The following is a 13729-nucleotide window of genomic DNA, read 5'->3' as shown; positions in this document are numbered from 1 at the left end:
CTTACAGTTCATATAAGAAAAGAGGGAATTGAACATGTCATTAGGATTAGGTACGATGACGATCTTAAAACGCGGACAAGAAGAAGCAACAGCGATCCTGCGAACGGCACTTGATGCTGGGATCACACACTTCGATACAGCGGACGTCTACGCAAATGGAGCAGTCGAATCGATCATCGGTCAAACTTTTGCACAAGAGGATCGCAGTCGGTTGTTTCTTGCCTCAAAAGGTGGTAATCGGATGAACGCGACGGGAACCGGTTGGACATGGGACCCAAGTTATGACTATCTGAAACAAGCTTGCCTTGAAAGTTTGAATCGTCTTGAAACTCCTTACCTCGATCTGTATTACGTTCACGGTGGTACGATCGATGATGATATCGACGCATCGATTCGTGCGATGGAAGACTTAAAAGCAGAAGGTAAGATTAAAGAATATGGTCTCTCTTCACTTCGACCGAACGTCATCGAATACTGGCTCGAACATAGTAATTTCTCTTACTTGATGACACCTTATTCATTACTCGATCGGCGGATTGAAGAATTATTACCGCGATTAAAGGAAAAAAACGTTCAAGTCGTCGCCCGTGGTCCGCTTGCGAAAGGACTTTTGACACACGAGAGTGCTTCTCGTCTGCAGTCGGTTGACCGGTTCGAACAATTCGATAAGGAGACGCTCGAAGCTAGTCTGCAGCAGTTACAAGACTTCCCGCTTCCGGCGCTTGCCCTACAAGCGGTTGATCAACAGGTAGCTATCGTTCTTCCTGGTGCGTCAAGCGTGTCACAACTTCAAGCAAACGTCCAGGCGATGAAGGAGCCAATCTCGCAAGCACAAATCGATCAAGCGCTTGCTTCATTGCCCGTTCATCACTATACCGAACACCGGTGAGGTTTAACTCTTCACCTCTCCGGGAATCTCCTTCTTTGTAACGTTCATACAGAGGAGGAGTTTTATTATGGCACGTATTTTAATCGTATCAACTAGCGCAGACGACATGAATGGGCACAAAACAGGATTATGGTTCGAAGAGTTCGCAGCACCTTACAACCTGTTCAAGGATGCAGGGCATGAGGTGACGGTTACGTCGATCAAGGGTGGCGATGTTCCAATCGATAAAGCATCAATCGTCAAAGAAATCTTGCCAAAATTCCAAGATGCCCGTCGTGCATTGCATGACACGAAAGCACTCGCTGAAGTGGATCCATCATCATTTGACGCCGTCTACTTCCCAGGTGGTCACGGTGCGGTCGTCGACTTCCCGAACAACCCACAAGTGGCAGGCGCTATTGAAGCTGTCATTAAAAAAGACGGAATCGTCGCATCGGTCTGCCACGGTCCTGCAGCCTTCGCGCATGTCATGATTGATGGCAAACCATTCGTATCGGGTCGTCAAATTAACGGCTTTACGGACGAAGAGGAAAAATCAACGGGTCTTGAAGATAAAGTACCGTTCTTGCTCGAGACGACGCTTCGCGGCGAAGGCGCTACTTTCCTCACTTCAGATGCTGGTAAAGAATTTGCTGTCATTGATGGAAATGTCGTCACTGGACAAAACCCGGCTTCAAGTGAAGCGGTCGCGAAACTTGTCCTTGCGAAACTCGCTACACAAGCTTAAAACGACAGTCTTTATACAAAATGGAGCACGCGACGTCATGTCGCATGCTCCATTTTTTTGTCGTGACTTACAGATGGTGAAGTGAATCCAATTGTTCAAGATGGTCTTCTGTCTCACGTTTTTTTTGTTCAAGCCGTTTTAATTCGTCCTCGAGTTGCTGTTGTTGCGCTTGCAACGTAGATCGTTCTTCTTCCGTAAAGGAACGTGAGACTTCCTTTTCTTTGAGGTACCACCATTTTTTGATTTTCTCAGGTGGAGGTCCAAGTTCAATTTGTTGTTCATGTTGTTGCACTTCGTCCATTTGTTCGGCATGCGCCAATTGAAGCTGTTCTAACTCTGACTCATAAGCAGTTTGTTTTGCCTCAAGTATCGGTGTGAGGTGCTCAAGGATATGCACAGTAAAATCTCTTTGGACGACCCGTCGTAAAACATCTCGACGAAGTGCTGCTTCCGAATTGCCTGTCGCATTCTCCCAAACGACGGCATCTGCGTGTTCTAGAATCTCTTCTTCTTCTGTTTCTCCAAGCCAGCGTAGTTTGAGTAACAATGGTTCAAGAAGTGCCTCTTCTACGTACGCTGTAAATTGCGAATACGATGTCGCTTCTCGTATCAGCGATTCCTCGTGTAATTGAAATAACGCTTCTGCTTCTTCTTCGATCCAGTCTTCATAATCATTAAAGTACATTAGTTCGCTCCTTACTCCATCTCGTCGCAAAATAAAACCGGCTCGCATCCGCCATCTCCATGACAGTCGAGCCAGTTTCGTTAGACGTTTGCTTCGTTCTTTTTGATTTCTGCGATTGCCCAGTCGCACCAATCCAAGTAATTCAACATCATACGCAATCCGTACTCACTCGTCAATGTTTCACCAAGTGTCGCACCATTTTCGAGATGATCGTGACGCCAGCTTTGCATCATCTCAACAGCGAATTGATGGTGCCGTTTTGATTCTTCCAAATAAGCAACGGCTTCCTCTAGAGGTAGTAGATGCAAGAGCGAAACTCGCATCAAGTTCTCATCCTTCATCTTCGGTTTGAACTCATTTGGTGTCCGTAACCACTCAACGAGCTCTGTCCGTCCTTTATCCGTAATCGAATAGACTTTTTTATCCGGCAAATCTTCTTGGACGATATGAACGCTCGTCACGAGCTCTGCCTCTTCCATTTTTAACAACTCTCGGTATATTTGTGTATGATGTGCGGTCCAGAAGTGGATCATCTGTTTTTTAAAAGTCGCGCTTAAATCATAACCGGTCGCTTCCCCTTGGGTCAGCAGCCCGAGTAGTGCAAATCGTAATGCCACTGGCTGCACCTTCTTTCCTTCTTTTGTATATATACTTAATTATCTCAAATATACCTGAATTTCGCTACTCTCGCGTCGAACGGATGTACGAATTGAAAAAAGACTTGCGATCGACATCATGTTCGATCGCAAGTCTTTGTGTGTCATGTCCTCACTGTTGTCTCTGTTCACGTAATCGTTCGATGCCTTGTCGTACATGTATCCAGTAAGAAGGAAGATGCGGGACGAATTGTCGACGATCGAACCATTCTCCTGCCGTATCTTGAATCCGCTCTATGGAATCGTCAGCGATTTTCTCAAATTGCTCGATCGAAAAAGCAATCAATCGTTTGACTTCTGTTTTCTGAAGTACGTATGACTCGATCGCTTGATTGCTCTGTACGAGAAAGACGTGGCATCGTTCACAGTCCCAGAGTGTCGCATCTCGAAACTCCTCTTCTTGGACGCCAAGCGGTATCAATTGATCAAATGTACACGTTAGTCCAATTTCTTCCTCAAGTTCCCGAAGACCATCTTCGACAGACTCATTCGCAAGCAAATGACCGGCTGCCGTGATATCGAGCATTCCCGGAAAATCCTTTTTCTGCTCGGATCGCTGCTGAAGTAACACGACGTCTCGCGTAGGATCATAGACGAAGCAATGAAATGTTTCATGCCACAAACCTTGTGCGTGGACTTCCGACCGTGGACGCGCACCAAGTGGATTCCCGGTTCGGTCCACCGTCATGATCATTTCTTGTTCGCTCATCGTAACACCTTCGAAGCTTGATGGAATCGTTCTCCGACCGTATAGAGTTCAGCGATCAAGAAAACACTTGCAATCCAGATGATGGCGTTCGGGAATAAAATCATCGCTGTCAGGAATAAGAATCCTTCTGTCCGTTCAACGAGTCCTGGTTGATATTGAAACGACTTGTAGCCGTAGTTTTCACTGACAGCTCCAATCGCAAGAAACATTGTCATTCCGATGACGAATGACGCAACGAGTAAAAGAATGACGACCTGCGTTTCCGGAAAGCGAAGCGCTATACCAATTAAAACTGATAATTCTACGATTCGATCGAGGACCAGATCAAGGATTGTGCCGATTGGAGTCGTCTTCTCTTTTCGCGCCATCGTTCCGTCAATGACATCGAGCATCCCCGAAATCCACAACAAGATGATTGCTGTTCCCATCATGTCGTTATAGACGAAAAATCCCGTCGAACCACCGATGATACCGGAAATGATGGTCACCTGTGTTGCTGATAATCCAATTTTTTTAAATAAAGTCGCCCCTTGGTCGAATAGGGGTTGAACGATTTTACGCGCACGCGTATCTAACATGTCACCCCTCCTTTCTAACGATATAGCCTTCTTTCTCATGAATCGTCTCATCTGAAGAGAGCACGATTCGTTCTCCGGACGCTCGTTCTACTTCGTAGAAACGAACGCCGTATTGAATGAGTTCTTTCGTAATCGTAACACGTTCATCTGTTTCCTTCGTCGGTCTTGAGACCAAGTTGACTGCCGTCAACGGATACCATGTGACGTCTATTTGAATGCCTTCACCAAAAAAGGGGCTAGTCTGACTAAGCGTGATCGGTGGACCATGATCGACGATTTGCCCCTGTTCTAAGACATACACGATATCTGCCATCGCCATTGCCTCTTCCCGGTCATGCGTGACAAGGAGTGTCGTGACATCTTGTTCCTCGGTCAACTTTCGGATTAGTGTCCGAAGTTCCCGTCGTCTCGGTACATCTAGACTCGAGAACGGTTCATCGAGCAACAAGAAGTCCGGTTGACTTGCCAACGCACGAGCTAGGCTTGCCCGCTGTTGTTCACCACCTGAGAGTTCGTCGATCGCACTTTTCCCTCTCCCCTCAAGTCCAACGCGATATAACCAAGACTCAAGCTCGATCGGTGTTAATTGTTTCGCACCGAGACGGATGTTTTGTTCGACGTTCAAATGCGGAAATAATAATGAACGCTGAAACATCATCGTCACCCCTCGCTGATTCGGTGAAAGGGCGGTGACGTCTCGGTCACCGAACTGAATCGTTCCACTCGTTACACGTTCAAGGCCCGCAATCAGGCGAAGTAGTGTCGTTTTCCCACTACCGCTCGGTCCGACTAAAGCTACACATTGTCCAGACGCGATCTTTAAATCGATATCAGATAATACATGCTTCGTTCCAAATCGTTTATTGACCTGTTGTATCGTGACTTCCATTTAAACGCCTCCGTACGATTCGTATCCAACTAGAAAAAATAACGGCTTGTAGAGCATAAAAGAAAACGGGCAAACCGATTAACCAAAGTGTTGCCAGTCGAGCCGCCTCCTGAGAATTACCGGAATACGCCGGAAACACTTCCAGTGCGATCATACGGACGATTCCGCCACCGATTAACGCAACGAGCGCATACTGACTGATCGTGATCACCGTGACCAGTAATGTGACCGATTGTAGTGTCGATCGAAGCATCGGTCCCGTCAAATAAAACCAACGTTTAAAACGATTTCCCTCGATCAAGACCATCTGTTCGAGCATCCGTTCTCCAAGCGCCTGAAATCCGTTCGTGTACAAGCGAACCGTATACGGTAAGGTCGGCAGAAGCAAGACGAGGAGGACACCCAAAAACTGATCTGCTAGACCAAGACGAATCCACGTCAAATAAAGACCAAAAGATAGCAACAAGATAGGGACGAACAGCGGTAAACTAATCAAGAACTCCGCTACACGTACACGTTTCCCCGTTTGAAAGGCGATTGCTTTTCCTGCCATGTACCCGAATAGATGATTCAACAACACGACAACACAAATCATTGTGACGGTCGTGCCAAGCGTTGCTTCAAGACGCGGATTCCAGCTCCATTCTCCCGGAATCAATCCAATCAAAGGAAGGATGAAGAGAAGGACAACGAATACGATCACACTGATTTTTTTCATTCACTTCGCCCCCTACTAATCTTCGCTGCAAGCGGGCGCGTCAAACCAGTCATGAGCAACAACAGGACAAAAAGTCCTCCCGTCAAGACGACACTCATTGCAAAAGCGAGTGGTTGCTCTGATAAATCGCCTTGTGTATACAAATCAAACGCATAGACTCCAAGTAACTTCGGATAGGTCACACCAAGCAACGCCGGTATTTCATACGCGAACAAGATGAAGGCAAGTAAGATAAAGGCTGCTTCAAGTATCGGTACAAGTAGAAATACACCTCGCGCATGCCAAAAGCGGCGCACAGGCGACAAACCGAGCATCATACCGAGCTCTTGGTAACGTGGATCAAGACGCCGGACCACCGGTAAGAGATAAAAAAAGACGAACGGAATCTCTTTATATAGATAGGTCAGGATGACACTAAAATAATTTCCTTCATGCGGTCCAATGACAGGCACATCGCTCAAATAGAGGATCGCGAGATACGCCGCTCCTAAATGAGGAATGAATAAAGGAATCGCAAGTAACGCTGCTAATCGTGTTCTACTCAAGAGTCGTGCGAGCACTACTCCAATGATCAGCGCGAGCACCGTACTGACAATCGCCACGTAACTACTAACAGCTAGACTTTCTAAAAAAACGTCATCCGTCAGTAGCTCGTGGTAATCGGCAAGTGACGTCATTGAGATACTTACCCATACCCCGTATAAAACCATTCCTGCCATCAAGATGGCAGCAGGATACGCGTTACCGCGCCACACGAGACGGCCATTCCTTACGAATCATCTCGAAGATAGATGGATCAAGTTCCGTTCGGACCTTTCCTTCAAAGACACTTGGCTTCGGTGTCGACGGTGCAGCCGGTACGTCAGCGAACTGCTTTTGTTCTGATGTATTCAGTGTCGATAAATCAAGACTCGTTCCGTCTCCCCAGTATGTCGCATCATATTTTTTTAGTTGCGCTTCTGGTGACAACAACGTATTGATTGTAACGAGGGCACCTTTCGGGTTCGGCGCGTTGAACGGTACGGACAGGAAATGCGTCGACGCGATCGAACCATCTTTTAGAACGATCGGTCGCGTTTGTTTCGGAAACGTTCCGGATGTTACTTCTTGTTCTGCCCGTCGTTCATTGAAGCCCATCGTGAAGTCGACGTCTCCTTTTGCATACAGCTGATCGAGTTGTGCCAATGTTTTCGGATACGTCTTTCCTTGTTTCCAAAGATACGGTTTGATTTCGTTCAAATAAGCCCACGTCTTCTTAAAGTCTGCTTTTGGATCCTTTAACGTTTCATTCGATTCGACCCCATACATGACGTGGCGGACGAAGGCATTGCCCGTAAAGTCCGTCACTTCCGGATAAGTGAAGCGTCCCGGATTTTCCTTGACCCAAGACTTCAACGCTTTCAAGTCGGTCGGTGGCGACTTCACGTCGGCTGCGTCATAATGCAACGTGTATTGAACTTTTCCCCAAGCCGCTTCGAGATCTTCTGTTTTTGTACCACTATCTGAACTTTGCGCGGCAGCATCGACATACTTCATGTTCGGTAGGACTTTTGTGATTTCGCCATACAGTAAGTCATCTTTTTTAGCATTCAGGAAGTTATCGCCATTGATCCAAACGACATCGATGACACCTTTCTCTTTATTCGCCTGCTTCTCAGCACGTAATTTTTGGATGATATCCGCCGTCTCGATTGGTACGCGTTCTAGTGTAATATTGTGTTCCTTTTTAAGGCGAGGTGCCACGTACTCATCGATATAGGCGTTGATTCCGTCATCGCCGCCCCACATATACATCCGGACCGTCGATTTTTCTGCTTCTTTTTCAATTGATTGATAGCTCGTTCCTAAGACACTTTTCGGTTGCGGTGTCGTAGCCGGCGTGCCGCACCCTGCGAGCAGCGTACTTAAGGCAAGAAAGCTGATTACTTTTGTTTTCATTCGTCGTTCTCCTCCGTCATCACTTTTTATCGAAACCCGATTTGCCTAACCACTCGATGAGTCGTGGCATGACGCCGTACCCTTTTGCTGATAGCTCCATCCACCACGGTGCATTGACCTCTCGTTTCCGGTGTCTCATCGCCCGAACGACGGTCTGTGATAGTTGTTCTTTTGATAAGACAATTGATGCGACGTTTTTTTCGTATTTCCGACTGATATCGGCTCGAACAAAGAATTCCGTCGCAATCGGTCCAGGATTGACTGTCATGACGTGGATGCCTTTGGGGCGTAACTCGAGACGTAGTGCATTCGAAAACTGCAACATTGCCGCTTTCGTCATGCAGTAGATCGTCGACTTCGGTGTCGGTAACTTTCCCGCCTGACTCGCGACATTGACGATCATACCCCCCTCTTTCAGTAAAGGCAGACAGGCTTTCGTCAAACGGACCGGACTTAAGACATTGATTCGGTGCATCGACTCGATCGTCTCAATCGAGGTATCGTCTAGGAAACTGAATTCCCCGAACCCCGCATTGTTAACTAGTACATCAATTTGCTTGTAGCGATCAGACAATGTTTGCGCAAGTACTTCCGGTGCTTGTTCTAAGTCGTAGACAAGATAGTCTGCTTGAAGTTCAGACGCGAGCGTTTGTAATCGTTCCTCGCGTCGTGCGACTAAGATCAAGTTTGCCCCTTCCTTGTGTAAAGTACGGGCTAACGCTTCCCCGAGTCCACTTGAAGCTCCTGTGATGACAATCGTCCGATTGATAAGTTGCATTAGATGTCCTCCGTTTTCGAATAGTAGAGGATCCCTAATCGTTTTTCGACCGTAATCGCACCCCGTGCGACAAGCGTATCAAGACGTGCCTTCATTTCACTCATGACGAGCGGGAATGATTTTTTTAATCGATTGCCGTACGTCTCTTGTGCTAATTCGAATAACGTATGCTCTCCTGAAAAATATTTGAGTAGTTGATCGCCACGCGCCTTACGTTGCATCAACCGTTCTTCGACGAGCGTCGCAACATCGCGAATCGGAGCACCATGTCCGGTGTAGGCGATTCGAATGTGTTCGCCTTGTAGTTTTTCTAAGGAGTCAAGGTACGCAAGGACAGGTCGTTTCACGAGCGCATCATCCCCTGGTTGCGGTTGTTCAAGCAACGGGTTCGGCTCGACCCGGTCGAGTAGATGATCGGCCGCGAACAACACGCCATCGTCACTTAAAATACCGATTTGGTCACTTGCATGTCCCGGTAGTTCGATGACACGGTATCGCCCAGACGGTGTGATGGCATCGCCTTCTTGTAATGTGAAATCGAGCTGACCTTTTCCAAGCCATTTTAAGGCAGATTGATAGCTCGGTAACATTGCTTGAATGGCTGACGGAACACCAAACGAGGTCGCCAATCGCTGCAAGAACGCATCTCCATTGTTTAAGAAGGACTCATCTTGCTCCAAGTATGGGCGTAAACGCGCATGTCCATAGACAGGAATGCCTTTCTCTGAAAAGCGATGTGCCATCCCAGCGTGATCCGCATGGTGATGCGTCACGATGACACGATCTAAATCCTCGACTTGAAGATCATGTCGTGTCAATGTTTGTTGCATCGCTTGCCACGCTTCAAGTGTATCGGGTCCACAATCAATAAGGATGTTCTCCCCTTCTGTTCGTAATACGTAGCAATTCACGTCTCCTACTGGAAATGGTGTCGGAATCGGAATCGAAATGATTTCGTCTGATACAATCATGCCTACACGCCTCTTTTCTCTCGTCCATTTTCTTTCATTATAGAGAGAATGAAGCTATAGCGCCAAACTTTGTGCGTCAACGGATAATATTTGTTGTCTAGCTTACGTTAGCACTTCAAAAACGGATGCACAAAAAACCGACCTTTCCGCAGATTGAAAGGTCGGTTAAGAACTTATTTTAAGTTAAGAACTGTTAATTTATCGCGTGTCATCGAAGCGAGGCTTCGTCCGACACCTTGTACACCGAGACCCGATGATTTAACACCGATGAATGGGAAGTGGTCAGGACCACGTTCCGTCCGACCATTGATTTGCACAGAACCTGTTTCAAGCGCATCCGCTACAGCAAACGCTGCATCAATGTTTTCTGTGAAGACACTTGCTTGAAGACCATACTCTGATTCGTTTGCGTACGCGATCATTTCGTCAACCGAGTTGACGCGGATAATCGGAAGGACTGGTCCGAACGGTTCTTCCCACGCAACACGCATGTCGCGCGTCACATTATCAAGAAGTGTTGGCTCGATCAAGTTCGATGTACGACCGCCACCTGTGACGAGCGTTGCGCCTTTTTCAGTTGCATCCGTAATCAATCCTTCGACGAAATCAGCAGATTTCGTATCGATGAGTGGAACGACGACACTGTCTTGTTCAGGTGAACCGACTGTCAATTTCGCAATACGCGTGTTGAGTTCTTCAATCAACGCATCTGCTTGATGATCAAGGACGAAGACACGTTTGATTGCTGTACAACGTTGACCCGAGTACGAGAACGCCCCACTGATGATATGATCTGCCGCGAGCGACAAGTTTGCATCTTCAAGGACGAGTGCTGGGTCTTTTCCGCCAAGCTCAAGGACGAGTGGAATCATTGCGGATTGACGCGACAAGTGTTGTCCTGTTCCTGTGCCACCTGTGAATGTGATCATGTTGATCCCTGGGTGAGCCGTCAAATAGTCACCGATGACTGATCCACGACCTGTGACGATGTTGACGAGTCCAGCTGGAAGACCTGCTGCGACGAGCGCTTCGACCATCAAGATTCCGCTGATTGAACCTTGTGTTGCTGGTTTGAAGACGACCGCGTTCCCTGTCATGAGTGCAGGTGCAAGTTTTGCTGCTGCCAAGTTGACTGGGTAGTTAAATGGTGAGATTGCAAGTACGACGCCGAGCGGTGCTTTTTTAATGACCGCGATTTTTTTCGCACTACCGCCTGGGAACGAGTCCCCTTGCATCATCTGACCGTCAAAACGAAGACCTTCTTCCGCTGTATAACGGATGATTTCAGCTGTCCGTTTGACTTCTTTAACGCCATCCGCGCGTCCTTTACCAACTTCGCGCATGATGACTTCACCGATTTCGTCTGCACGTTTCTCAAGTTCCGTTGCCCAAGCATGAAGCAATTCAGCCCGCTTGTTCGCTGGTTGTTTCGCCCACTCTGCTTGCGCCGCTTTCGCTGAAGCGATGGCACGGTCGACTTCTGGTTTTATCATCGCTTGAACGCGACCGACAAGTTCCTCTTTATATGGTGAAGAGATTTCAATCGTCTCTTTTGATTCACTTTCATGCCATTGTCCATCTAGTAAAAATGTGTAGGTTGTTGCTGTAGTCATTCCACTCTACCTCCATTTATTTTTATCTCTCTCATTTCAGTGTGTGGCTGCATAGCTTATTGTAATCAATTGGTCAGACAAATGCCAAACTTTTTGCTTAACATATTATGAAAGCGATTACAACACTTTTTTTGTCAATTCAGAACTAGAATTTTCAGCGTAGCATGCCGATAACTAGTCAGAAGTGAAGTGAAGGTAATGGAAAGGGGCATAACTACATGTACAATCAGCACGATATTTTATTAGAAGCCGGCACGAACGAACTCGAGATCGTCATCTTCCATTGCGGTCCGTATACGTTTGGTATCAACGTTATGAAGGTCCGGGAAATCATCGTTCCGCTCCCGATGACACCACTCCCGGGTACACCGGATGCTGTCAAAGGATTAATTGAACTCCGCGGCGAGGTCATGACAGTGATCGATTTGCCAACAGTTATTGGTGTTCCTCATGACGAAGCAACCGAGGATCGACTGATTATCTGTGAATTTAATGGAGAAAAGAGCGTCCTACGTGTCGATTCGGTAACAGAAATTCGTCGAATTTCGTGGGAGCAGATCGATACACCAAACGAACTCGCTCGTGGGATCGAGGGACTAACGAACGGAGTCGTCAAAACGGGCGACAAAATGATCATCTTACTTGATTATGAAAAAATCGCCCTTGAGCTCTCACGCAAAGATATCTTCGCCCGCGAAGAAGGACGTCGCGTCCAGTCTCGTGATCGGACTGATAAAGTCATCTGGATTGCCGAAGACTCGGAAATGCTGCGGACATTAATCATCGAAACACTCGAAGAGGCCGGCTATCACGGACTGAAATGGTTCATCAACGGAAAAGACGCCTTTGATGCCTTCGAACAAGGAAGTAATTGTGATCTCCTCATCACGGATATTGAAATGCCGAAGATGGATGGACTTCATCTGACAAAACGGCTTCGTGAAGACGATCGTTATGGTGAGTTACCAATCATTGTCTTCTCGTCATTGATTTCCGACGATTTACGACATAAAGGTGAATCTGTCGGTGTTAACGCTCAAATCACAAAACCGGAAATCGGTCGCCTGATCGAGACAGTTGATTCATTCGTTTTATAAAAATAAAAAAGCCGACGAGATGTCGGCTTTTTTGATGTATGCGATTCCTCAACGCAATGCGTCAAGATTTTTTCCAGTAAAAACATCGAGCCAGACAACTCGGAATTCGACCATATCCTGTTCAATCCGATCAACGATTCCTTGGGTTCCAGTCATCGAACCAGATTCTGCTTCTTTTTCAAGCAGTTCGAATTCATCAGCTAAATCATCGGCAGCGACGGAATAGGAAGCACCTTTTAACAAGTGAGCTAACTTTTCAGTTTGCTCAGCGTCTTGTTTAGCAACGGCATCTTTTAGTTCAGGAAACTTTCGATCGAATTGTGCGATGTACGTCTCTCCGATTTTTTGGAGAAACGCATGGTCCCCACCTGCGATCGATTGAAGTTCTTCGAGCTTTTTAGCATTAAAAAAAGGCATGTCTTTCCCTCCTCTATTTTCATTTTATCACTAATCTTCGTAAAAAAAAATCGGAGAATCATTTACACACCATCGCTTCTATTTCTATAATGAGACAGTGAAGAGCAGGAGGGATAGACAATATGTTGACGATTTATCGAAGCGATGTCACCGGGGCAGTCAACGAGATACAGGAGTTCACGAAAGGTTCCTGGATCCATCTTGTCAATCCGACAAAGGATGAAGCCGACCAAGTCATCGCTGCTACGAAAATTCCAGAGGATTTCATTTATGACCCTTTGGACGTGGAAGAAAAGCCACGTTTTGAAAAAGATGAAGAAGGCTTACTGATGATCGTCGACGTTCCCTACATCGAGGAAGAATCATCAGGACGCCGTTATAATACGATTCCGCTCGGTATCATCGTGACATCTCGTCATTTCATCACGGTCTGTTCGCAACAGCTCGACGTGCTGACGTTATTCTCAAGTGGTAAGTTGCGTGGATTCCGAACGAATTATCGATCGCGATTCGTATTTCAGATTCTCTACAAAGTCAGTTCCTCGTATTTACGTTTCTTGCGTCAAATCGATCGTCGCATGGATGAACTCGAGGAAGAGCTACAACGTTCAATGCGAAATCAAGAAATCTTTCAATTAATGAACCTCCAGAAATCATTAGTCTATTTCATGACATCCTTGAAATCGAACGATGGTGTACTCGACCGGATCATCAAGACACCAAGTCTTGAGAAACACGAAGACGATGAGGACTTACTCGAAGACGTCTTCGTCGAACACCGACAAGCAATGGAAATGGCACAAATCTATAAAGATATCATCAGCTCGACGATGGATACATTCGGTTCCGTCATCTCGAATAATGTCAACTTCGTCATGAAGTTCCTTGCCTCGATTACGATCGTCATCTCGATTCCAACGATGATTTCCGGAATGTTCGGGATGAACGTTCACGTTCCGTGGGAAGGTGAAGTCATTGGTTTCTGGATTGTCTTCGGAATGATGATTTTTTTCTCTGGTCTTGCTGCGTTTATTTTATGGCGGAGAAGGTTCTTCTAGAGAGCA

The 13729-nt window shown here is 46.7% G+C and carries 16 protein-coding genes; 4 read left to right on the top strand and 12 right to left on the bottom strand.

What is annotated here, in order from left to right; translation table 11 throughout:
- The first annotated feature begins 34 nt into the window (after positions 1 to 34).
- Positions 35 to 889, top strand: coding sequence for an aldo/keto reductase (locus tag ADM98_RS07240; RefSeq protein WP_053452883.1), 855 nt, complete (start codon positions 35 to 37; stop codon positions 887 to 889).
- A 67-nt stretch (positions 890 to 956) separates the two neighbouring features.
- A complete protein-coding gene (locus ADM98_RS07235) occupies positions 957 to 1616 on the top strand; it encodes a type 1 glutamine amidotransferase domain-containing protein (RefSeq protein ID WP_053452882.1) in 660 nt (219 codons plus the stop codon).
- Between the two features lie 67 nt (positions 1617 to 1683).
- On the opposite strand, the gene ADM98_RS07230 is transcribed toward ADM98_RS07235, so the two are convergent.
- The 11 genes from ADM98_RS07230 to ADM98_RS07180 form a co-directional block, all read right to left on the bottom strand.
- Positions 1684 to 2301: a hypothetical protein gene (locus ADM98_RS07230; protein WP_053452881.1), complete on the bottom strand. Its 618-nt coding sequence runs from the start codon at positions 2299 to 2301 to the stop codon at positions 1684 to 1686.
- 80 nt (positions 2302 to 2381) lie between these two features.
- Positions 2382 to 2918, bottom strand: coding sequence for a PadR family transcriptional regulator (locus tag ADM98_RS07225; RefSeq protein ID WP_053452880.1), 537 nt, complete (start codon positions 2916 to 2918; stop codon positions 2382 to 2384).
- A gap of 151 nt (positions 2919 to 3069) precedes the next feature.
- Positions 3070 to 3666: an NUDIX hydrolase gene (locus ADM98_RS07220; RefSeq protein ID WP_053452879.1), complete on the bottom strand. Its 597-nt coding sequence runs from the start codon at positions 3664 to 3666 to the stop codon at positions 3070 to 3072.
- Positions 3663 to 4244: a CDP-alcohol phosphatidyltransferase family protein gene (locus ADM98_RS07215; RefSeq protein ID WP_053452878.1), complete on the bottom strand. Its 582-nt coding sequence runs from the start codon at positions 4242 to 4244 to the stop codon at positions 3663 to 3665. Before ADM98_RS07215 ends, ADM98_RS07220 begins: the two co-directional genes overlap by 4 nt.
- A 1-nt stretch (position 4245) precedes the next feature.
- Positions 4246 to 5133 (bottom strand): ABC transporter ATP-binding protein, encoded by an 888-nt coding sequence (locus ADM98_RS07210; RefSeq protein WP_053452877.1) that lies wholly within the window; start codon positions 5131 to 5133, stop codon positions 4246 to 4248.
- The gene (locus ADM98_RS07205) at positions 5105 to 5851 is read right to left on the bottom strand and encodes an ABC transporter permease (RefSeq protein ID WP_053452876.1); all 747 of its coding nucleotides are present in this window, start codon (positions 5849 to 5851) and stop codon (positions 5105 to 5107) included. Before ADM98_RS07205 ends, ADM98_RS07210 begins: the two co-directional genes overlap by 29 nt.
- Entirely contained in the window at positions 5848 to 6606 is a 759-nt protein-coding gene (locus ADM98_RS07200) for an ABC transporter permease (protein ID WP_053452875.1), read from the bottom strand. The genes ADM98_RS07205 and ADM98_RS07200 overlap by 4 nt, the downstream gene beginning before the upstream one ends.
- Positions 6593 to 7789 (bottom strand): ABC transporter substrate-binding protein, encoded by a 1197-nt coding sequence (locus ADM98_RS07195; protein ID WP_053452874.1) that lies wholly within the window; start codon positions 7787 to 7789, stop codon positions 6593 to 6595. Before ADM98_RS07195 ends, ADM98_RS07200 begins: the two co-directional genes overlap by 14 nt.
- Positions 7790 to 7808: 19 nt before the next feature.
- Positions 7809 to 8567, bottom strand: a complete 759-nt coding sequence (locus ADM98_RS07190) for an SDR family NAD(P)-dependent oxidoreductase (protein ID WP_053452873.1) — start codon at positions 8565 to 8567, stop codon at positions 7809 to 7811.
- Positions 8567 to 9538: an MBL fold metallo-hydrolase gene (locus tag ADM98_RS07185; RefSeq protein ID WP_053452872.1), complete on the bottom strand. Its 972-nt coding sequence runs from the start codon at positions 9536 to 9538 to the stop codon at positions 8567 to 8569. The genes ADM98_RS07190 and ADM98_RS07185 overlap by 1 nt, the downstream gene beginning before the upstream one ends.
- Before the next feature lie 173 nt (positions 9539 to 9711).
- Complete coding sequence (locus ADM98_RS07180; RefSeq protein ID WP_053452871.1) at positions 9712 to 11151, bottom strand: NADP-dependent glyceraldehyde-3-phosphate dehydrogenase; 1440 nt, start codon at positions 11149 to 11151, stop codon at positions 9712 to 9714.
- Between the two features lie 218 nt (positions 11152 to 11369).
- Between ADM98_RS07180 and ADM98_RS07175 the strand changes: the two genes are divergently transcribed.
- A complete protein-coding gene (locus tag ADM98_RS07175) occupies positions 11370 to 12248 on the top strand; it encodes a chemotaxis protein CheV (RefSeq protein ID WP_053452870.1) in 879 nt (292 codons plus the stop codon).
- Positions 12249 to 12296: 48 nt separating this feature from the next.
- Here the strand turns inward: ADM98_RS07175 and ADM98_RS07170 are convergent, their stop codons facing one another.
- Positions 12297 to 12665, bottom strand: a complete 369-nt coding sequence (locus ADM98_RS07170) for an Hpt domain-containing protein (RefSeq protein ID WP_053452869.1) — start codon at positions 12663 to 12665, stop codon at positions 12297 to 12299.
- A gap of 122 nt (positions 12666 to 12787) precedes the next feature.
- Here ADM98_RS07170 and ADM98_RS07165 point away from each other — a divergent pair, with 122 nt between their 5' ends.
- Positions 12788 to 13723 carry a magnesium transporter CorA family protein gene (locus ADM98_RS07165; protein WP_029341164.1) on the top strand — a complete coding sequence of 312 codons (936 nt, stop codon included), beginning with the start codon at positions 12788 to 12790 and terminating at the stop codon, positions 13721 to 13723.
- Positions 13724 to 13729 lie beyond the last annotated feature (6 nt).

Source organism: Exiguobacterium sp. BMC-KP (genome assembly GCF_001275385.1).
Classification (GTDB): domain Bacteria; phylum Bacillota; class Bacilli; order Exiguobacteriales; family Exiguobacteriaceae; genus Exiguobacterium_A.
The sequence above is the reverse complement of the archived record's forward strand: the minus strand, read 5'-3'. Positions and strand labels throughout refer to the sequence as shown.